Annotated in this window: 17 protein-coding genes; all 17 read left to right on the plus strand. The window is 57.0% G+C overall.

Annotated features, from left to right (window positions below):
• Positions 1–752 precede the first annotated feature (752 nt).
• Positions 753–3,176 carry a phage tail sheath family protein gene (locus tag QQ91_RS10550; RefSeq protein ID WP_201277428.1) on the plus strand — a complete coding sequence of 808 codons (2,424 nt, stop codon included), beginning with the start codon at positions 753–755 and terminating at the stop codon, positions 3,174–3,176.
• A 31-nt stretch (positions 3,177–3,207) separates the two neighbouring features.
• A complete protein-coding gene (locus QQ91_RS10555) occupies positions 3,208–3,705 on the plus strand; it encodes a phage tail protein (RefSeq protein ID WP_201277429.1) in 498 nt (165 codons plus the stop codon).
• Between the two features lie 22 nt (positions 3,706–3,727).
• Entirely contained in the window at positions 3,728–4,519 is a 792-nt protein-coding gene (locus QQ91_RS10560; RefSeq protein ID WP_166282219.1) for a hypothetical protein, read from the plus strand.
• Complete coding sequence (locus QQ91_RS10565) at positions 4,516–5,553, plus strand: hypothetical protein (protein ID WP_166282221.1); 1,038 nt, start codon at positions 4,516–4,518, stop codon at positions 5,551–5,553. The genes QQ91_RS10560 and QQ91_RS10565 overlap by 4 nt, the downstream gene beginning before the upstream one ends.
• 2 nt (positions 5,554–5,555) lie before the next feature.
• On the plus strand, positions 5,556–7,007 hold the full coding sequence (locus tag QQ91_RS10570) for a Pvc16 family protein (protein ID WP_166282223.1): 1,452 nt from the start codon (positions 5,556–5,558) through the stop codon (positions 7,005–7,007).
• A gap of 10 nt (positions 7,008–7,017) precedes the next feature.
• The gene (locus QQ91_RS10575; protein ID WP_166282225.1) at positions 7,018–9,099 is read left to right on the plus strand and encodes an ATP-binding protein; all 2,082 of its coding nucleotides are present in this window, start codon (positions 7,018–7,020) and stop codon (positions 9,097–9,099) included.
• The gene (locus QQ91_RS10580; RefSeq protein WP_166282227.1) at positions 9,092–9,403 is read left to right on the plus strand and encodes a hypothetical protein; all 312 of its coding nucleotides are present in this window, start codon (positions 9,092–9,094) and stop codon (positions 9,401–9,403) included. Before QQ91_RS10575 ends, QQ91_RS10580 begins: the two co-directional genes overlap by 8 nt.
• A gap of 35 nt (positions 9,404–9,438) precedes the next feature.
• The gene (locus QQ91_RS10585) at positions 9,439–11,028 is read left to right on the plus strand and encodes an eCIS core domain-containing protein (RefSeq protein WP_201277430.1); all 1,590 of its coding nucleotides are present in this window, start codon (positions 9,439–9,441) and stop codon (positions 11,026–11,028) included.
• 41 nt (positions 11,029–11,069) lie between these two features.
• Positions 11,070–12,581, plus strand: a complete 1,512-nt coding sequence (locus tag QQ91_RS10590) for an eCIS core domain-containing protein (RefSeq protein ID WP_166282231.1) — start codon at positions 11,070–11,072, stop codon at positions 12,579–12,581.
• A 164-nt stretch (positions 12,582–12,745) separates the two neighbouring features.
• Positions 12,746–13,387, plus strand: coding sequence for a CIS tube protein (locus QQ91_RS10595; RefSeq protein ID WP_201277431.1), 642 nt, complete (start codon positions 12,746–12,748; stop codon positions 13,385–13,387).
• 24 nt (positions 13,388–13,411) lie between these two features.
• Positions 13,412–13,693, plus strand: coding sequence for a hypothetical protein (locus tag QQ91_RS10600; RefSeq protein WP_201277432.1), 282 nt, complete (start codon positions 13,412–13,414; stop codon positions 13,691–13,693).
• Positions 13,693–14,868: a hypothetical protein gene (locus QQ91_RS10605; RefSeq protein ID WP_166282235.1), complete on the plus strand. Its 1,176-nt coding sequence runs from the start codon at positions 13,693–13,695 to the stop codon at positions 14,866–14,868. Before QQ91_RS10600 ends, QQ91_RS10605 begins: the two co-directional genes overlap by 1 nt.
• 3 nt (positions 14,869–14,871) lie before the next feature.
• On the plus strand, positions 14,872–15,576 hold the full coding sequence (locus QQ91_RS10610) for a phage baseplate assembly protein V (RefSeq protein WP_201277433.1): 705 nt from the start codon (positions 14,872–14,874) through the stop codon (positions 15,574–15,576).
• Positions 15,577–15,588: 12 nt separating this feature from the next.
• Positions 15,589–15,876 carry a hypothetical protein gene (locus QQ91_RS10615; protein WP_166282237.1) on the plus strand — a complete coding sequence of 96 codons (288 nt, stop codon included), beginning with the start codon at positions 15,589–15,591 and terminating at the stop codon, positions 15,874–15,876.
• The gene (locus QQ91_RS10620) at positions 15,873–16,247 is read left to right on the plus strand and encodes a GPW/gp25 family protein (protein ID WP_166282239.1); all 375 of its coding nucleotides are present in this window, start codon (positions 15,873–15,875) and stop codon (positions 16,245–16,247) included. The genes QQ91_RS10615 and QQ91_RS10620 overlap by 4 nt, the downstream gene beginning before the upstream one ends.
• A complete protein-coding gene (locus QQ91_RS10625) occupies positions 16,247–18,871 on the plus strand; it encodes a baseplate J/gp47 family protein (protein WP_166282241.1) in 2,625 nt (874 codons plus the stop codon). Before QQ91_RS10620 ends, QQ91_RS10625 begins: the two co-directional genes overlap by 1 nt.
• On the plus strand, positions 18,868–19,712 hold an 845-nt coding region (locus QQ91_RS10630; protein WP_201277434.1), incomplete at its 3' end, for a hypothetical protein. The genes QQ91_RS10625 and QQ91_RS10630, both read left to right, overlap by 4 nt.

Genomic DNA, 19,712 nt, shown 5'->3' on the forward strand with positions numbered 1-19,712 from the left:
TGTTAGGAGAACAATTTGCTTGACGCAGTTGCCAAAATTGTTGATGCGAGTATGACATTGGCCTTGGGGTTAAACAGTCAAAAAAGCTACGCTTTTGAGATTTTATTGCGGACCAAAACCTGAATTTCCGGGAAATTGCCAGCTATTCGTATCATTGGCTACAAGATCGTTGCCCCTCCCTGGTCGCTGAGAAGCTTTCCTAAGGCGATCCGCAGACACCACCGCCCAGCGAGATCCCGAATGAGGGGGCCTCAAGCAGACGGGATCCAATCCCCTGTTCTGTACCGATCCGGATCCTGCCTTCCCTAGGGTAACAGGCGGTCTCGAAGGTATTTTGATGAAGTTAAGTTGACATTCCTGGGATTTTTCAGCGAACTATAATAGGATTCTCTGTATTAGCCAAAGACCTACGGTTTTTCTTGAAAATAAACTTTTAAGAGAGAAAAAATAGGCGTTAGGTCGACTTCAGCGCAGAAAAAGGGGGTGTCGCCTCAGCTCAAGCTGATGCTATCCCTGGGGTGAGGAGTTTCTGCGGCATGACCATGAGCATTGTTCCCCGGTTTGGCGGGTGTGCGCTAGACTGCCAAGTCCGTCATCGCTATATCGCTGACATTTAAAGATTAAATCTGAGCTTCCGCCAGAGATGGGCCTGGGAGTGCGGATGTCTTCGCTTACATGAGTGGGTCTCCTGCGGGTGAGATGCCTCAAGGGCGAGGATCCCTATCAACTTGCTCACTAGGAGACATAACACGATGCCTGTTCGAGTCACTTACCCTGGTGTTTACATTCAAGAAGTCCCGTCTGGTGTACGCACCATTACCGGCGTTTCAACCTCGGTGGCTGCCCTCATTGGCATGGTACAGCGGGGGCGGCTCGGGGTGCCGACCCGCGTCCTGAGTGTCACGGACTATGAGCGTCAGTTCGGCACCGATACCTCAATTAGCGAAATGACCGATCAAGTGCGCCAGTTTTTCCTGAATGGCGGTCAGGAAGCCTGGATTGTACGGATTGCCCAAAATGCGCTCACGGCTAGCGTGCAGCTCCGTGAGGAAACGGGGAACACCGTGGTGATGACGGCGAGTGCGAAAGAGGCTGGACCGGATGGTAATTTGATTCGCCTTGAGGTGGATTACAATACCCCATCCCCTGAACAAACGTTCAATCTCCGGGTCTTTCGTCCGGTGACCAATGCTCTGGGCGTCGTGCAAATTGAGACGGACGAAACCTTCTCAAACCTGAGTATGGATCCAGCGAGTGGGCGCTATGCGGCAACGATTCTGAATCAGCAATCCACGCTCATCGATGTCGAGATTGATCAAACGGTCCTTGACCCACTGCGGGGAGAGGGCTATGCCTTGTCTGGACTGCTGTTTGATAATAATGATGCAACGGCACTGGCCACCTTGAATAGTTTGCTAGGGCCAACGGCTAACAGCTTTCAGATCTCCGTTGATGGATCGCCCCTGGTTCCGGTGGTCATTTCTGCACCCCTCGCTGCCCTTCAGGATCTCGAAGATGCCATTGACGCTGCCCTAACTCCCTATGCTCGTCATGTCCGGGTCTCCTTTGTGGCAGCAGGATTGACTACAGCCCGCTATCTAGAAATCCGTAGTGTGGACAATGCCGATACGCCAACTGTGGGTGGATCTGTCCAAATTCAGCCATCAGCGACGAATGATGTGGCGGTTGCCCTGCAGATCGGCTCTGCCCAAGGCGGCATTGAGGTGAGTGGTTATGCTCCTGTGCGTCCAGCGCCTTCCGCCTTCTTTGCTCGCTTAGGCACGGGTGGAGGCGTTGGAGCCTTATCTGACTTTGCGGAAGCTAACGATTTAGGAACCTGGATCTTGAGTGATGCCAGCGGCGAGCCAGACCACATGGACACACCGACCTTTGTGCGACCGGGGAACCCCATGTACGACGGCACCGCCTATGACGTGGCGCTACCGGAAAATCCGGGAGTGGGATCGCTGCGGAATGTCCGCCAAAATTTGCAGCAGTTGGCCGACTCGATCAATGCCAATGCAACAACGGCTACCGGCCAAAGTCTTTGGAATGTCTCCGTTGCAGGCTATCGCCTGGTCCTGCGATCGCAGTTTGGCGGCAATAACCCAAACGTGGATATCAGCGCCACCCTCAGTAGTGATGGGGGCTATGACTTGGGGGCAGATGGACAGTTCTTTGATGGCACGCCTCCTCCCCCATCTTCCGCAAACGTCACCGCCTACAGCCTGGGCACCACGGGGAGTGGAGATTATCAAACAGGAGGGAGCAATGGTACGCCCGGCAACGTTCCCACCTTGCCAGACTATCGAGCTGCCTTTGTGCGCCTGAACCGCGATGTTGACATCTTCAACCTGATGATTTTGCCGCGGGCAACCGGACAATCCGATACGCAGCGCGAAACTATTTGGGGTGCCGCCAGCGCCTTTTGTCGAGATCGACGCGCCTTTCTGCTGGTGGATCCCAGGGAAACCTGGACAACTGCGAATCAGGTCGATAGCGAAATTGTCCAACTTCGGGTGGGAGTAGTCACCGACCATGCGGCGATTTACTGGCCTAGAATTCGGATTCCCACCGCATCCAGTGGACTGCGCACCATTGACCCATCGGGATCAATTGCGGGACTCATGGCCCGGACCGACTCTAATCGAGGCGTCTGGAAGGCCCCGGCCGGGCTGGAGGCGTCTTTTGTGAATGTGCGCTCCGTGGAACATAGGATGTCTGATCCCGAAAATGGTTTGATTAATCCCCAGGCGGTGAATGCCATTCGGCTGTTTCCGACTGGGATTGTGAGCTGGGGGGCACGAACCATGGTGGGCTTTGATAATTCGGGCAATGATGACTATAAATATGTCCCGATTCGTCGTATTGCCTTATTTATTGAGGAAAGCCTGTTCCGGGGGCTGAAATTTGCGGTATTTGAGCCCAATGATGAGCCGCTGTGGGCTCAGATTCGCCTAGCCGCAGGAGCATTTATGAATAATCTCTTCCGGCAGGGCGCGTTTCAAGGCCAGAAAGCCAGTGATGCTTACTTTGTGAAGGTAGACTCCGAAACCACCACCCAAAATGACATCAATCTAGGGATTGTGAATGTGGTAGTGGGGTTTGCGCCCTTACGACCCGCAGAGTTTGTTGTGATTACGATTCAGCAGATGGCTGGCCAGGTCCAGACCTAGATCGCGGCATGAAATCCACAGGAGTTTGATTATGCAGTTCTCGGTAAATACCAATCGGATTGACCCCTATAAAAATTTCAAGTTTCGGGTGAGCTGGGATGGACAGGTCGTCGCTGGGGTGAGTAAGGTGAGCGCTCTTAAGCGCACTACAGAAGTGGTGAGCCACCGGGAAGGCGGGGATATCAGCACGCCCCGTCACTCTCCGGCCTCGTCCAAGTTTGACCCCATCACCCTGGAGCGAGGCATTACCTTTGCGCCAGAGTTTGAAGCCTGGGCCAATTTGGTCTACAGCACCGAAGGCGATGGGGCGGTTTCCCTGGCCAACTTTCGCAAAGACATCTCCATCGAGATGCTCAATCTCCAGGGCACGGTGGTGAAGCGCTATAACGTTTTTCGCTGCTGGGTCTCGGAATATACGGCTCTGCCGGAATTGGATGCCAACGCCAACGCCAACGCCTTTGAAATGATTGTGGTGCAAAACGAAGGGTTCGAGCGGGATGCCGATGTGACGGAAGTGGCTGAAACCTAATTGAGAGTCTGGAGCAGTATCAATGCTGCAAGTGCAACTCAAACCCGGTGTGGCAGGAGGCCAATGGGCCTGCCTGAGACCGCTGTGTGGCCATGATGAAGCGGGGATACAGGGGACTGGCCTCGTGGATGCGACGCAATTTCTCGATCGCCTGTTGCTCAATAGTCCTGGAACCTGCGTGGGACCTGGAAAAATCGGGGATTTAGCCGTTTGTGACTGCGATCGCCTGTTTGCCGCCCTCTATACCCGCTATTTTGGCGATCGCATTGAAAGCACGCTCCCTTGTCAAGCTTGCCAGGAGTCTTTTGAACTTGGGTTTGACCTGGATTCGCTCCTGGCTCAGTTAGATGCGCCGACGGATTCTTCAGTTAATGGTCCTGATGCTGCGGGACTTTATCGCTTGCCGGATGGGCGTCGGTTTCGCTTACCCACGATTGCCGATCAGCACAGCGTCATTGGGTATCCGGTGGACCAGGCGGTAGCGACGCTACTGCAGCGCTGTTTGGTCGAGGGCGATCTCGGTCAGGATTTAGAGCCGCTGGAAACGGCGATGGACCAGGTGGGTGGGGTGTTGAATCTCGACATTGAAGCTACCTGCCCCCACTGCGATCGCCGCCAAACGGTGCAGTTCAATCTGCAATCCTATCTGCTTCAAATGCTGATCCAGGAGCAACGGTTTCTGCATCGGGAGATTCATCACATTGCGCGGGCCTATGGATGGAGCTATCAGGAGATTCTCACCTTACCCCGTGAAGATCGGCGAGCTTTTGTACGGCTCATTCAAAGTGAAGTTGAGCGGAGGCGATCTCGATGAGAAGCTATCTCCAGCGCGTAGCTCAATCCGCTCAACGGCCCCCTCGGAGCGTGCAGCCCTTTGTGCGCAGTGCCTCCCCCATTGCCGAACAGGACCAGCGTCTCGGCATGGCGGGCTATGAAGCCGCAGATTTGATTAGCCTTGCTGAGCCTACGGCTCCTCTGGAAGTGCCTCCAGAGGCCGTGCATCCATCCTCGCCAAACACCCCCGAGCGTCCCCCAGTGACTGCATCTACCGGTGATGGGATGGTACAGCGAAAACTAGCGAGTCCATCGGCGGAGGGGCTGTCTGCATCTCCTGCCATTCTTGGAGCGGCGATGGCCGAGGGGCGGTCGGAGGCGATCGCACCTGCGCACCCGTCTGCAGCTCCGGCCCCTGACGTCGTTTCCCAAAACTTTTTGAGTGTGCCGACTCCTGTCGCTCGACCCTTCCCAGAGATGGGGCAACCCCCCTCTGGGGCTCCCCCCTGGGAAAGGCCAGAGCAGCTTCCCTCGCCGCTGTTGCCGAGTCCATTGCCAGGGCAAGCGTTCCCTGTGCAGCCAGATTCTGTATCAGACCGCGATCGCCAAGTCTTACCTCCGCCGGAAGTCCCTCAGCCCTCAATGTCTGCTTTTTTACCTGAGGTGCCTCAGCCAATTGAGCGGCTGCAGCCGGAGCCTCCGAGCGGATTGGTGAATTCAGCGCCCCTGTCTGCTGAGCCGATTGTGCGGGAGTCGGTGACCGTTCTGCCGCATCCGGTACGGCAACCGGATGCAGACGCGCTCCCCGTTCTGGAACCCAATCTAGGGATCAAACTGGAGAGCGCAACGAGGGAAGGGCGATCATCGCAGTCTGACCTCCCCTTGGGAGGCCCCCCTGTTCCAGCGGCACCCCAGGTCGTGATTGGGCGCGTCAATGTAGAGGTGGTCACGCCTCCAGCCTCGCCGTCTGCGGCTGCGAAACCCGGTCCCCAAACCGCCGAGTCGGTGTCGGTGATTGGTCCCCTGAGCGGTCGTCTCCCCACCAATCTCCGCTTGAGTTTGAGGGGGCGCTAGCCATGACCCTAATCAATCTCTACGGAGTCACCAATACGCTGCTGAATCTGCTGGCCCTGAACGTGAGTGTTTTGGTGAATCAGGAGCGCAATGAAATGGTGCCGATTCCCCGCCCAGACCTGACGGTGACAGCGATGGCTCCTGAGCGGGTGGAGAACCCGAATAACACGCTCAGCCTATTTCTGTACCACGTTGCGGAGGATGCCTATTACAAGAACGCCCTGGGTCCCGGTAGCGATATCCCCAACGTGGCTCGCACCCCGATGGCGCTGTGTCTGTATTACATCCTGACCACGCACCATGAGGTGGACCCTCAGTTTGATGCCCAGACCCAGCAAAACCTGATGGGCTATGCCCTGAAAACGTTTCATGATTTTCCAGTGATCACGGATCAAACCGAGATTGGCGGAATGCCAGTGCTGGAGAACGGCCTACAGGGTCGGGAAAACACCATCCAGGTGATTCTGCGTCCGGTTTCGGCTGAGGATGCGATCGCCTTCTGGAGTTCCGAAGACACCCGCACAGCCCGCCTGTCGGCCTACTACGAAGTGCGGGTGATCATGCTGGAGCCGGAGCCGCCGCGAACGCTGCCCGGTGTGGTTCTTAGCCTCGGCACCTTCCTGGTGCAGTTGGGGTCTCCGCATCTGGAGACCACCCAAAGCCTGATTCATTTCCAGCTCCCGGCCCGAAATGGGGGAACGGTTCAACCCCTGGAGGCGACTCCGGCTCAGGTGACGCTCAACAACCCCCTCAGCCCAACAGCCACACAAAATCAGCTCCAGCTTCGGGGCACAAACCTCGCCGTGGGTCAATCCCGGTCCCTGGTTTTGCAATATCGCCTCTGGGACAGTCTGCTACCGCTCCTCGCCGATGGAACGCGGGAGCCAGTGGTTCTGGATCTGAGTCAGAATCCGGCCTGGCAGGCGGAGTTTGCGTCTGACCGGATTACCCTCACCCTGGAGGCGGTTCTGGTGCATCGCCGCCCTGACAATACCCTGGTCAACTTGCCCATCCTGCCGGGGATTTATGGCCTTAATCTGCGGGCGATTTTGAACGAGCAAGTGATTCAGGGCGAGCTGAAACAGGTCCGGGCCACCAGCAATGAAGTGAACTTTGCGATCGCCCCTCGCATTGAGACGGTCTCAGCGCCAAATCCTGACGGCACGATTGATATCCATCTTGACCCGGACCTGAATTTGGTGGATGGTCTGTTGCCCGCAGATTCGGTGCAGATGGTGGTGGCGGGTCAGGTCTATAGCCGCGTCCCCGTGGACCCTCCCCCTGAGCCGCGCCAGTTCTTTGTCCGGCGCGATTTGCCCCATGTTCCTCCCCTGAACTTTATTCGCATCAATCCCCATTTCCCGGTGGTGGTGCCCGAAGCGATCGCCCATCCGTTCCGGCTGATCGTCAATGGTGCCGAATCGGTTCCCGTTTGGATTGAGTTAACTCCCTAGGTGCTGATTTATGAATGCCGCCCAGATTTACGCTTCACAGCTCAATGGCCAGACGCCTCGTCCGCTGGAGTCCGGCGGGTCGCTGCTGGAGCGGGTGCTGCTGCGGGTGCGGATCCTGGCACAGCGACGGAGTGCTTGGCTGGCAAAACTCTGGGCGGATTTACCTGCCACGGAGGGACATGGATACCTACAGACTTGCCTGAGCGATAGCGATCAACCCGATGCCGAACAACGCTGGATCCGGCAGGCGGAAGCGGTGCAGCCGTTAACCCAGACGCTGCAACAGCTTGAGACAGCCTTGGCCGGGGCGGTCGGGGCTCCCCTCCAGCAGCTTGCCAAAATCTTTAGCCTGACTCAGCCGGAGCTGGACCTGTTCCAGACCTGTTTGGCGCTGAAGATTGACCCCAGCCTGGGGCCAGTCTTCGCGCACCTGCAACTGCACCCCAACCGTCCCTATGCCACCGATACGCTGGCCGCGCGGCTGTTTGGCCATGGCTATCGGCCCATCTGGCAGCCCGATAGTCCCCTGGCCATTTGGCAGTTGCTGCATCCCTTGGAAGCGGCCCCGGGCGATCCGCTCCCCCTGGAGGCCGACCCAGGGATTGTTGCCTGGCTGCAGGGAGAGCTGCGGTTGGATGCGGACTTGGTACCCCGAATCCAGGGTGTGCCTGTCCGCCCCCCCTTGGAGCGTTGGCCAGTGGCGGCAACCGCCCGTCATCTAGAGCGTGTCTTGCAGCAGGAAGCGGCGGTTCGCCTCTGCGTCACGGGACCGCAGGGCAGCGGGCGGCGCAGCTTTGCCGCAGCCGTGGCCCAATGCTTTGGCCTGGACATGCTCAGCGTGAATACCGAGGCGATCGCCGCTGAGGACTGGCTGGATCTGTACGTGCGGGTCCAGCGGCTAGCGATTCTGGGGAATTTAGCTCTAGTCTGGTGGGGGCCAGGGCTGACTCACCGCTGGCCGGACCACCTGACCCCAGCACCTCTCCAGTTTCTGGCCTGTGAGGCCACTGAGTCGATCCCGGATTGTGCGCGAGTTCTGGACGAGCGTCTGGTCCTGGCACCCCTGACCCAAGCCGAACGCCGTCAGCTTTGGCAGCGGGCCATTCCAGAAACAGCGGCCTGGCCTGCTGCCGAGGTTGACCTGCTGGTGTCGCGCTATCGCCTGACGCCGGGAGATATTGCCGCGATTGGGCGGCGCAGCCCCATCGGCAGCCAGGAGGTGATCGCCCTGGCTCGGAACTGCACCCGCCACCAATTAGGACAGTTCGGGCGACGGCTGGACTGTCCCTTCACCTGGGATGATTTGGTGCTGCCGGATTCCGTGGCCCAGGAACTAGCAGATTTTGCCTTCGAGGCTCAAACCCGAGATGCATTTTGGGAATCAACCCCGGCCCAGCGCCTGTTTCCTAGAGGCACCGGACTGGTGGGGTTATTTAGTGGCCCGCCGGGAACTGGTAAAACCATGGCCGCCCAGGTGATCGCGGCGGATTTGAACCTGGATCTGTTTCGGATTGATCTGGCTACGGTGGTGAGTAAATACATCGGTGAGACTGCCAAGCATCTGCGGCAGATCTTTACCCGAGCCGAGCGGATGAATGCGGTTCTGCTGTTTGATGAGGCGGATGCGCTGTTCAGCAAGCGTACTGAGGTTAAGGATTCCCACGATCGCTACGCCAACGCCGACACCAGCTATCTGCTCCAGCTACTGGAGGAGTATCGCGGCATTGCCATCCTGGCCACGAACAAGAAGCAAAACGTGGATACTGCCTTTACGCGCCGGATTCGCTACATCATTGATTTTCCGCGCCCGGATACTGCCCAGCGGCAGCGGATTTGGCAGCAGGTGCTGAACGAACTCTGTGGCTTGCAGACGGGGCAGCGGCTGGCAAGTGGAATCACGGCGATCGCGGCGTCGGTGGACCTGTCTGGGGCACAGATTAAAAATTCGGTGTTGGCTTCGATTTTCATTGCCCGCCGCAGTCGGGCCGAACTGGCAATGGCGCACCTGCTCCTGGGGGTAGAGCGAGAGCTGCGTAAGGAAGGCCGTGCCCTAGGCAGTCGTGAACGCGGGAGGTTGATGGAAGATGGTTAATGCTCAAGGGCCAAACTCTGGCGTAACCCAGCCGGGTCAGATTCAGATTGACCAGTTGAACCTGCGGATTCCGGGGGCGGATCAGGCGATCGGTCATCGGGTGGCCGCAGGGGTGGCACAGGATTTGGCCGAGCAAATTCCGGCTGATCTCCAGCGGCAGATTGGGGCGATGAACTTGCGAGTCTCGGTCGCCCTAGGTACCAGCGAGATGGAAATGAGTCGGGCGATCGCGGGGGCAATTGCGACGGCCTTGCAGCGAGGGGATGCAGCAGGCGTGAGAGCTGCAGGGGGGCGATCGTCATGACCTATACCGTTCTCAGATCCAAACCTGCAAGGGCAATGTCTCGGAAGCCACGACCGAAGCCTTGTCAACGGTCTGTGCTGCGCCGAACTCATTTGTCAGAACAACTCACCCCCCTGTCTTCTGTGGGATTACAGGCCAAGCTGAAGATTAGTCAGCCCAGCGATCGCTACGAACAGGAAGCCGATCGAGTCGCTGATCAAGTCATGCGGATGCCAGATAGGGCAGTGCCAGGGGAGAGTGCCAACGCCAATTTCAAGTCTCATGCAGCACCGCTGCAGATTCAAAGACTCTGCTCCGAATGTGAAGAAGAGATGCTGCAACCAAAACGGTTTGGTGGAAGCGGCATTGCTCCAGTCTCAGATTCTGCCCATTGGGTACCGGGGGCGGGACATGCTCTACCGCGATCGCTCCGCTCCTTCTATGAGCCAAGATTTGGTCGGGCCTTGAATCAGGTCCAAATCCATACGGGTTCCCCTGCGGCGCAACTTGCTCAATCAATCCAGGCCAGAGCTTTCACGTTGGGCAATCACATTGTTTTTAACTCTGGCGAATATCGGCCCCAAACCCATCGGGGCCGAACATTGCTGGCCCATGAGCTAACCCACGTTATTCAGCAACAGGATGGGCTTCAACAAATTAATCGCCAGCCCTTTGCCCAACAAACCGGACCTGGGCTTCCCATTCTTCCTGATCCAGATTTCGAATGCAACTTCAACGTTGCGGCCCTTCTTGCAAGTATTCTCAGGGGCGATCGCAGCGCTGCTCGCAAAGTCATTGATTGCTGTGTGGATGTTCCTGCCCTTGGGAGAGGCTGTAGTAGCCAGGTTATCAAAGCCGCTTGTGAACTCCTGCCGAACCTATGTGGTGGCGGCGGTGGACGTGGCAGCGGCGTTCGTTGCCCCCTGGGGTTTACGCCCGCCAATTCCGATGACTTCAAAGGCAAATGTTGTCGTAAGGGAACTGTGCTGGAGAGCGATCGCAATTGCTGTTTTGTCCACCAAATTACGGTGAATGCTCCCTTCCCTCGCTGTTGTCCACCGGATCAGATGCCTGATGGCGCCAAGCGTGACTGTATCGAGCTACCGCCGGTGCCAACCCCAAATGTGCCCATTCCTGGCCCGGTGATCCCCACGCCACCGGTGGGGCCGCCCGTTCCTGTACAACTATCGCCGATGACCCTGTTTTTCTTCTTCGACAGCACGATCCGGCGTCCTGAAAGCAACGAGAGCTTTGAGCGGGTACTTTCAACGCTTCAGATGATTCCCCGCCTGCGGGTTCACCTGATGGGTCATGCGTCCTTGGAAGGCTCAGCCACCTATAACCTGCAACTGGGACAGCGAAGGGCTGATGCGGTCCGAGATGAGCTCGTTCTTAAGGGCATTGAGCGGTCCCGAATGGCGACTTTTTCGGCAGGAGAAGCGACGCCTGCGGTCCCCGAACCGAATATTGAAGGGCGATCGCTCCTCCCCAACGTTGAAGAGATCCGCACTCAGAACCGTCGGGTGGAGGTGATTTTTATCGATCCAGAGGGAGAGTTTGCGCCGACTGTCCCACCTGTCACCCTCAGACAGCCGGAACTGCGTTTGCCGACCCCGCGCTTAACCCCCTCATTGGGTATTCCATAGATAGTGACTCAAAGCCCAATGGAGAAATAAGGAGACCCGTAATGACGTTTACCTTCGCCAAACCTAAGACTAAGCCGGTAGCAGTCCGAAAAGGATCTGTGAGCAAGAAGCTTAGGCCAAAACAGCGAATTGACGATCGCAATGTGGGATCGGACTTGTCGGCGTTGACGAGGGCGATCGCTCCAGTCCTCCAACCCAAACTAAAAATTGGGGAACCCAATGATCAGTATGAGCAGGAGGTGGATCGGGTGGCGGATCAAATCATGCGAATACCGGAAACGCAGGTGCAAACACAGTTGGGGTCAATAGAGGAAAAGGAGAAAAAGGATATCCAAGCAAAATTTGAGAGAATTACAGTCCAGCGAACAACTGCCGAAGAAAGAGAAAAGAAAACAATACAGACCAAGCTTTCGAGGGCAACAATTCAACGTATGTGTACGGAGTGCAACGCAGCAGAGGAAAAGATACTTCAAGCCAAAAGTGAGGGCAGTCTTGTTTCTGCTGAAGAGCATAATGTTCAAAGTGGCATCAATCGCCTGCGCAAAAGTGGCGGTTCGACTTTACCCGCTGCTACCCGAACTTTTATGGAGTCAAGATTCGGTTATGATTTTTCCAATATAAAGATTCATACTGGCCCACAAGCCAATGACCTGTCCCGGAGAGTTAATGCTCGTGCCTTTACCGTAGGACACGATATTTTCTTCACTCAAGGTGAGTTTCATCCTACTACGCCTGCTAGTATGCGACTTCTGGCGCATGAGTTAACTCATACTATACAGCAGACAAGCAGCAGTTTTAGACTTCAAAGGCCGATCATCCAAAGAAAAAAACTTAAGCGCGCCACAAAGAAAAATAATGAAAATGAGCTACGAAAGTCGGCATGGAATCCATTTTTTGTGCATTATGACTTTAAGATGGGTAACGAGAGAGAAAAAAAGATTATTCTCGAAGAAATGGTGAGGGTGTACGGGGGAGAGTTCGCCACAGAGTTTAAAAAGTGGGTGTCGAAACCGAACGCAGTGCCAGGTTTGATACAGCGAGATGATCGAGATGGCCCGAAACTATATTGGTTGCCTCATAAGATTAAAGAACGAGGATTTATATTACATAGGGTTGACCCAGGCGTAAGAGAAAGATTGGAACATTGGGTGCATCCACATTCAACGTACCTTCAATTTTCTAGAAGTTCGTCCACAGGACCTGATAAGGGTGAGAGTCCAGTTCCTCATGCTGAGCCTAATTGCATCGATTCTTCGGCAGATCCCGAAAGCGTTTTCGGACCGAACTTAGGATGCGAAGAAACAGATGTTGGGCCGCCGGATGGTTGGTCTAAGGGCTTGGCCTGCTTGTATGCCAATGGTGCAATCGAATTTATTGATTTTGCATTGAATGAGAAGAGTGACGTCACGGAATACTATATTCCAAATTCTGAAGGTGATTACATTCAGTTTCCACTATGTGGAGACGAGGAGTGGGTGGTCGATCCTGAAATGATAGATTTCGAGCCAGGCGAGATTTTTCCGTCATTAAGTCAAGAGGGAGAAGAGGAATAGGTGACTGACTTTCGGTTATTCCTAGGTTTTATTTCTGAACTGTGGTCTGAATTATTCAGCCTACACCGACAGCAAGCCAAATTTTCATCGCCAATAGATAGATAACTATGCCTGATACCGGACTAAAACGCAGCCCTAAATTCCTCAAAGGAGCCCTTGTCCAAATGGTCGAGGACATCTTGGGCATCATTCCCAATGTGATTCCCTTCCAGTACAACCCGGAGAAGCTAAGCCATAGCCTGACGCCCTGGAATCCCTTTGAAGTCGATCAAACTCAGCGAGGTGCGCAAGCACCCACCGTGCAGCCCTTTGCGCCCAAAGAAACCTTTAATTTCACCCTGGAAATTGATGCAACTGATGACTTAGAAGATAGTAACTCCGTTGCGACTCTAGTCGGGGTCGCCGATCGCCTAGCGGCCCTCAAGAAACTCACCCTCCCCAGCGCCGGATTAATTGGCGATCTCGTGGCCAGTGCCCAAGCCCTAGCCGGAGGCGCGAATACTCAGGCAGTTCGCCCTACAGTTCCGGTGGTGCTGTTCATCTGGGGACCGGGCCGAATCCTTCCCGTGCGGGTAACCAGCTACTCGGTAGATGAAACGCTCTTTTCCCCAGCCCTCTATCCCATCCAAGCCACAGTCACCCTGGGGTTAGAAGTCCTCACCCCGGATGTGTTCAAATGCCAGACCGGAATTGCCGTAGAACTTGCCACGGCGGCCTATAACTTGACCCAACTTCAGCAGGATGCCCTGGCGATCGCCCATGTGGCCAACAACATCGACGCCGTGCGCGGCCTTTTACCCTTTTAGTGATGGATTATTGAGGAGAAAACCATGGCCATCTTTGACCCCAAAAGTCGCTATGTACTCAACGCTGAACTGTACGAAGTCCAGGACAGTCGTGGGCGCACCGTTATGGCGCTTTCGGTCCCAACTCCCCCCACCCAGGTTCTCCTGGGAGAACATCTGCGCCGCGAGGGTCAGCGGTTAGATCATCTTGCAAACTACTACCTGCAAGACCCGAATGGCTATTGGCGACTGGCCGAGTTTAACGATGTGATGTTGCCCGATGCCCTGGCTGAAGTCAACACATTGAGGATACCCACGGTGCTGTAATGGGATTTGGTGCGATCATCGCCGCTGGCGACAAGAACGAACTACTGTCGGACCCACTGCTGGAATGCATTACCGAAGTCCGGGTTGAGCAGCATCTCGACAACCCGACTCAGTATGCCATCCGCTTTCAGGAGGACATTGTGGATGGGGAACCAAGGATGATGACCGCGCCGGAACTGCAATGCGAAAAAATGCTGGCGATCGCGGTTAAAGCCAACGACACCCTCAAATGTCTGGTGCGCGGCCCGATTACCGATGTTAAATGCTCCGTGACTCGCGGGGGGCCGGGGTCCTGGTATGAAGTTCACGGTCAAGATCGGCGGGTTGAGCTAGATCGGCAATGTGTGCGCAAAGCTTGGACCGGACGGGCCTCGGAAGCCGCCGACGCGATTCTGAGCGAACGATTTGAGACGGACATCGAGCAAACCAATATTATCTATGGCTCTCCCCGCTCCGGCGGCAGTCAAGCTACTCAAACGCTAAATCAGCGCAGTACCAATGCCGCCTTTATTCGCGCTATTGCCCGTCGCAATAATTTTCATTGCTGGCTGGCGTATGAGTGTAAACTGGACCCGTTCAGTTTGACGGGGCGATCGCTGAAAATTACAGAAACTGCCCATCTCAAACCTTCGCCGCCCCGACCCAGTGGGGCACTGGGGGCACTCTCTGCCCTACCGCTCAAACTCGTACCCACCGTGATGGTGGCGCTGCGAGTGAATGTTGAAGAAGATCAATGTCGCAACGTTACCCGCTTTGATTTAGGCATTAACGCCGAGCAGCCGAATCAGTTTAGCGGCACAACGATTAACGAAGCCGATCTGAAAGAAGACCGGACCAGTACCACAGACCCGCAGCCTGCGATTCGTCCCGGTGGACTGACGCTGTCCAACTGCTCAGCCCAACGCGATCTGTGCGTGACCACGGCCGGAAATCAAACCGAGATGCAGAACCAGGCGGAGTCGGCGCTGACGGAGGCGGGATGGTACGTCAATGCCACTGCCAGCACAACGGCGTTCATGCTGGGAGATGTGCTGCTGCCCCATGATGTGATTGAAGTGGAAGGGCTGGGGAAAGCCCATAGCGGCCCTTATCAAGTGCAATCGGTGACCCATGTGATCAATGCCGCCGATCACTATATGGATTTGAGACTACGCCGGAACGCGATTGGAGGATGAGGCATGGATTCTGACTACATGAGGGACATGGCTGAGGGCCAGGAAGGGCGATTCTTTGGTAAGTATCGGGGCGTCGTCAAAGACAACCAAGACCCAACCCTGCGGGGGCGCTTAGAAGTGCTGGTGCCCACCGTCATGGATGAAGAACCGATTTGGGCCATGCCCTGCGTTCCCTACGCGGGAGACAATATGGGGACCTACACCATACCAGAACCAGGGACAGGGGTCTGGATTGAGTTTGAAGCGGGCGATCCGTCCTACCCCATTTGGGTGGGCTGTTTCTGGGGCGACGGTGAAGCCCCCAAGACTTATCAAAACACCCCGGCCACCCCACCCCTGAAAATTATTCGCAGTCAAAAGGGCCTGATAGTCACCCTAGACGATCAGCAGCAGGTGATTGCTGTCAGCGATAAAAACGGCACCAATCTGATTACGATTGAAGTCCTGCCGGGAAAAGTCACCGTTCAAGGGGGAACCAAGGTGGTTGTGGAAGCCCCTCTGATTGAACTGGTGGAGAACGCCACCCATCCCGTCGTGTTTGGCGATCAGCTCCTGTCCTATCTGAATCAGCTGGTATCGCTCTATCAAAGCCATACCCATCCTGGCGAGCTAGCGCTCGGTGTCTTGCCGGTGACCCCTGCTCCTCCCGTTCCCCCCTTGCCTCCCCCCACCCCGGTCCTGCTTTCCACCCGCGTCAAAACTGGTTAACGGAGAATACCCATGCCTCTTAAAGCCGGAAGTTTCGATAGTTTCAGCGACAGCATGGCCCAGGAGATTGAGCAGGCCTTTCGGGACCAGTGGCCGCTGTTTATGGGCGAGGATCTCCCGGTGCCGGATGAAAGTCCGCAGTCGCGGCTGCTGTTTGTGGCGATCGCCCGTGGGATCATCACCCATCTGGTAAATCATCCCGAGGCGTTTCAGGTCATGGTGACCCTGGCAGGGGGAACAACGGCCTCAGGAACAGTAGAAGCCATTTCAGCCGAAGACGTAGAACCAGGCACACCATGAACGCTACCACCCGTTTCAACTTTCCGCTCACCGTCAACCGCGCCCTGGGACGGCTCGGCCAGGAGCCCGATTACGAAGCCTATATCCGACAGCTCATCCGACAGGTGTTGCTGACGAATCAGGGTGAGCGGATCAATCGTCCGACATTTGGGGCCGGAGTGCGGCGTCTAATTTTTGCCCCCAACAGTCCGGCCACCGCTTCACTGGCGCAAACGTTAGTCTATCAGGCCCTCACCACCTGGCTGGGGACGCTGATTCGCACGGATTCGGTGCAGGTAGACAGCGACAATGAACGATTAAACATTGCCATCGCCTACACGATTCTGGCCAAGCGAGAGCAGCGATTTTTGAACCTGGAGGTGACCCTCTAATGGCAGGTGAAGACCGACTCACGGCCCTTTTAGCCCAGGCTAAAGATCCGGCGGGAACGCTCGGCGTCACTGGAATTGATTTTATTCAGGTGCTGGATCCAGCCGTGCAGACGCAACTGCGGGTGTTTTTCTTCCTGAACCCGGACGAGCTGGATGATCCGATCATCGCCACAGCAGATCTGCCGGTAGACATTCCTTCTGCCTCGGTGGAGATTCAGAGTCTGTCCGGAGGCTTGCGGATTCCAGTGGTGCAGGCCACCTATCAATCCATCTTGGTGGGCGGGCGATCGCGCACGGTCCTGGACCTGACCACGGCAGCGCCGGGCGATTTTTCACTTTATCAGCTCACATTGAACACGACTGCGCCGCCCCATCTGCCGGACCCTCGGATTGACCGCTTTTTCAACGGGTTGGAATTTAGCTTTAAGCAGGGCTGTCCCAGTCCCCTGGACTGCAAGCCCCCCGATCTCGACTGTCCGCCGGAAGCGCGCGTGGATTTTCCGGTGGATTACCTAGCGCGGGACTTTGTCAGCTTGCGCAATGCCCTGCTCGACTACGCATCCCAGCGCTATCCCAACTGGCATGAAACGATTGAGGCCGATCTGGGGGTGATGCTCACGGAGGTGATGGCGGCTCTAGGCGATGAGCTGTCCTACATTCAGGACCGCTATGCCCGCGAAGCCCATTGGGAAACCCTGACCCAGCGGCGATCGCTGCGGCACCACGCGCGGCTGATTGACTACCCCATTGATGAGGGTCGCAGCGCCAGCACCGTTCTGGAGATGCAGGTCAGTCCCGATGCCGGTGCTAGCAACTCCGGCGGCGTGTTTGTGGTGGCAGGGAGCTTAGTTTGGGCTCCCGGCGATCGCCCGATTCCCTTTGAAATTGGTCCAGGTTTAGCGGCCAGGACAATGGGACCGCCGGAACAATACTGGGTGCATGCCGCCTGGAACGCCATGCCCGTCCATGTGCCCGATGCCAGTCAGCCCTGTCTGCCCGTGGGCAGCACCGAGCTGTTTCTGGTGGGTCACTTTCCCCTGGATGAACACCTGCCCACGCCGCCCGCTAACGCGGCTGAACGGCTGCGCTTTTGGGAGGGGCGCTGGATGCTGCTACAGACGCAGCCCCAGGATCCCTCCCTCCCCCAGCGGCGTCATTGGGTCCAGATTCAGGAGGTGGAGCCAACTACCGACCCGCTGTGCCTGGATGCGGCGGATCAGCCGCTGCTGATTACGCGGCTGCGCTGGGCCACTGAGCAAGCCCTCCCCTTTGAAGTCTGTCTACCAGACCTGTCAGTTCACGGCAATATCCTCAACGCCACCGCCGGGGAAACCCGGAGCGAATATTTTGCGACGCGACTGCCCGAGACCCCTCTGCCCGCCGATGTCCAACTCGCACTAGAGCGTCAGGGGCCGTTGGATGAGATTCGCTGCCAGCGCAGTTTGCTGTACCGCTACAGTCTTCAGCAGGCTGAAACGCGGGGTCTGGGCTGGCTGGGAGAAGGGGCTGTGGCCCAGCCAGAACTGGAACTTCAGGAGGTGGATCCGACGACCCTGGATCCGCGATCGCCCCCTGATTTTTGGCATTGGCAATCGACGCTGCTGGATAGCACTGGATTGCAGGATCACGTCACCCTGGAGCATGGCACCTGGCGACGCGTGATCGGCTTCCAGCGCCTGGGTGAAACCATTGTTCATAACGACTACGCCAGCGGTGCCGGGTTTACTCTGCGGTTTGGGGATGGGGAATTTGGGCGGATTCCGGACGCTGGAACCGTGTTTCGAGTTCGCTACCGCACGGGACCCGGCGTCCAGGCCAATCTTCCCGCCGATGCTGTGACCCAGCTTGCCCATCCGGTGAATGGGACGGTGTCCTTCGCCCTCCTGAATCCCGATGGCACCCCTGCGGCCCTGGATTTAGCCACCACTGCGATCACCAACCCGTTTGCGATCACCAACGGGCGCGATCCGCAACCCGCCGAGGAAGTGAAGCAGTTGGCCCCAGAAGCCTTTCGCGCCCTCACTTTCCGGGCGGTGCGCCCTGAGGACTACGCAGAAATCGCCGAGCGCCTGCCCTGGGTGCAGCGGGCTGGTGCCCGTTTCCGCTGGACGGGGAGCTGGCTGAGTACCTTTGTCACCGTGGACCCCCTGAATGCCTTTGAACTTAGCCCGGAGCGTCGCCGAGAGCTGGCTCAGCTCATGGACTGCGTGCGTCAGGTGGGCCGGGAGGTGTTCGTGCGCAACCCCCGCTATCTAAATCTGGATCTGGAAATTTGCTTCTGCGTTGAGCCCTTCGCCTATCTGGGGCAGGTGCAGGCCCGCGTTAGAGATGCGCTCCTGGGGGCGCCGCCGCCGGGATTTTTCCATCCCGATCGGTTCACCTTTGGCACGCCCCTGAAGCGATCGGCCCTGGAAGCGGCAATTCAAGCGGTGCCGGGCGTCAAAGGCGTGGAGCAAATGCGTCTACGAATTCGAGGCGTGACGGACTGGCGCAGCTTTGACGAACTAATTCTCACCGTTGGCGCGGATCAAATTCTGCAACTGCGCAACGATCCTCGGTTCCCCGAACAAGGCTCCCTGCGCTTGATTCCGCGACAAGCTCCGACCCCGAAGGAGGACCCATGAACCCCTGCTGTCCCTGCGATACGCTGATCCATCCCGGCAAACCGATGATTCCCGCAGGCTTGACGGACCTGCCACGTCAGTTGGCCACCTTTGCCGACTTCCGACAGGTGATGCTGCGCGAGATTCCCACCCAGGCGGCCCTGAGCCAATGGCGATCGCGGGAAGGGGAGGATCTAGGACTGATGCTGCTGGAAATGTGGGCCTATGTCCTGGATCTGCTCAGCTTTTACGATCGGCAGATTGCCCATGAAACCTACCTCCGCACTGCGGTTCGCAGCGCCTCGCTCTATCAACTGGTGCAGATGATTGGCTACCAGCCCCGCCCCGCCCTAGCGGCTGCGGTGGTCTTGGGGGCGATCGCCACCGGGAACCAAGCCGTGACCCTGCCGCCCCGCACCGGATTCCGCTCCGATGCCTTTGGCGACGAGCCACCGCAGATTTTTGAAACCGAGCAGGAGCAGCTCATTCATCCGCTCACCAACGAATGGCAGGTGGCCCCCACCCGCGATCGCAACTTTCCGGGGGAACTGCTCCTAGAGCAGACCAGCCTATCCCCGGATCAACTTGTGCTGCTGAGCTGGGGCAATCAGCATCATGGGGGACGGGTGCAGCAGGTCGAGGCGATCGCGGCCCTGGATGGCAATACCTATCTCCAGGTCAGAATCACGCCGCCCCCAGCCATTGACACCAACGTTCAGCTCAGCAATCTGCAACTGCTCACCCCGACTGTGAGCGCCCGGTTGAATCTGTCGCGGGTCCCACCGCCCTCAATGACGCCCCCTAGCCTTGGGAGTTTTGAATTCGACCAGAGTAATTCCGTTGCCCAAGCGCAGCTTGCAGT

Origin of the sequence: Lyngbya confervoides BDU141951, assembly GCF_000817775.3 — a bacterium.
In the GTDB taxonomy this organism is placed as follows: Bacteria; Cyanobacteriota; Cyanobacteriia; order Thermosynechococcales; family Thermosynechococcaceae; genus Lyngbya; species Lyngbya confervoides.

What these genes read in the sequence shown, in the direction of transcription:
- QQ91_RS10550 (WP_201277428.1), top strand. Translation starts at nt 753, where the DNA reads ATGCCTGTTCGAGTCACTTACCCTGGTGTTTACATTCAAGAAGTCCCG.
- QQ91_RS10555 (WP_201277429.1), top strand. Translation starts at nt 3,208, where the DNA reads ATGCAGTTCTCGGTAAATACCAATCGGATTGACCCCTATAAAAATTTC.
- QQ91_RS10560 (WP_166282219.1), top strand. Translation starts at nt 3,728, where the DNA reads ATGCTGCAAGTGCAACTCAAACCCGGTGTGGCAGGAGGCCAATGGGCC.
- QQ91_RS10565 (WP_166282221.1), top strand. Translation starts at nt 4,516, where the DNA reads ATGAGAAGCTATCTCCAGCGCGTAGCTCAATCCGCTCAACGGCCCCCT.
- QQ91_RS10570 (WP_166282223.1), top strand. Translation starts at nt 5,556, where the DNA reads ATGACCCTAATCAATCTCTACGGAGTCACCAATACGCTGCTGAATCTG.
- QQ91_RS10575 (WP_166282225.1), top strand. Translation starts at nt 7,018, where the DNA reads ATGAATGCCGCCCAGATTTACGCTTCACAGCTCAATGGCCAGACGCCT.
- QQ91_RS10580 (WP_166282227.1), top strand. Translation starts at nt 9,092, where the DNA reads ATGGTTAATGCTCAAGGGCCAAACTCTGGCGTAACCCAGCCGGGTCAG.
- QQ91_RS10585 (WP_201277430.1), top strand. Translation starts at nt 9,439, where the DNA reads ATGTCTCGGAAGCCACGACCGAAGCCTTGTCAACGGTCTGTGCTGCGC.
- QQ91_RS10590 (WP_166282231.1), top strand. Translation starts at nt 11,070, where the DNA reads ATGACGTTTACCTTCGCCAAACCTAAGACTAAGCCGGTAGCAGTCCGA.
- QQ91_RS10595 (WP_201277431.1), top strand. Translation starts at nt 12,746, where the DNA reads ATGGTCGAGGACATCTTGGGCATCATTCCCAATGTGATTCCCTTCCAG.
- QQ91_RS10600 (WP_201277432.1), top strand. Translation starts at nt 13,412, where the DNA reads ATGGCCATCTTTGACCCCAAAAGTCGCTATGTACTCAACGCTGAACTG.
- QQ91_RS10605 (WP_166282235.1), top strand. Translation starts at nt 13,693, where the DNA reads ATGGGATTTGGTGCGATCATCGCCGCTGGCGACAAGAACGAACTACTG.
- QQ91_RS10610 (WP_201277433.1), top strand. Translation starts at nt 14,872, where the DNA reads ATGGATTCTGACTACATGAGGGACATGGCTGAGGGCCAGGAAGGGCGA.
- QQ91_RS10615 (WP_166282237.1), top strand. Translation starts at nt 15,589, where the DNA reads ATGCCTCTTAAAGCCGGAAGTTTCGATAGTTTCAGCGACAGCATGGCC.
- QQ91_RS10620 (WP_166282239.1), top strand. Translation starts at nt 15,873, where the DNA reads ATGAACGCTACCACCCGTTTCAACTTTCCGCTCACCGTCAACCGCGCC.
- QQ91_RS10625 (WP_166282241.1), top strand. Translation starts at nt 16,247, where the DNA reads ATGGCAGGTGAAGACCGACTCACGGCCCTTTTAGCCCAGGCTAAAGAT.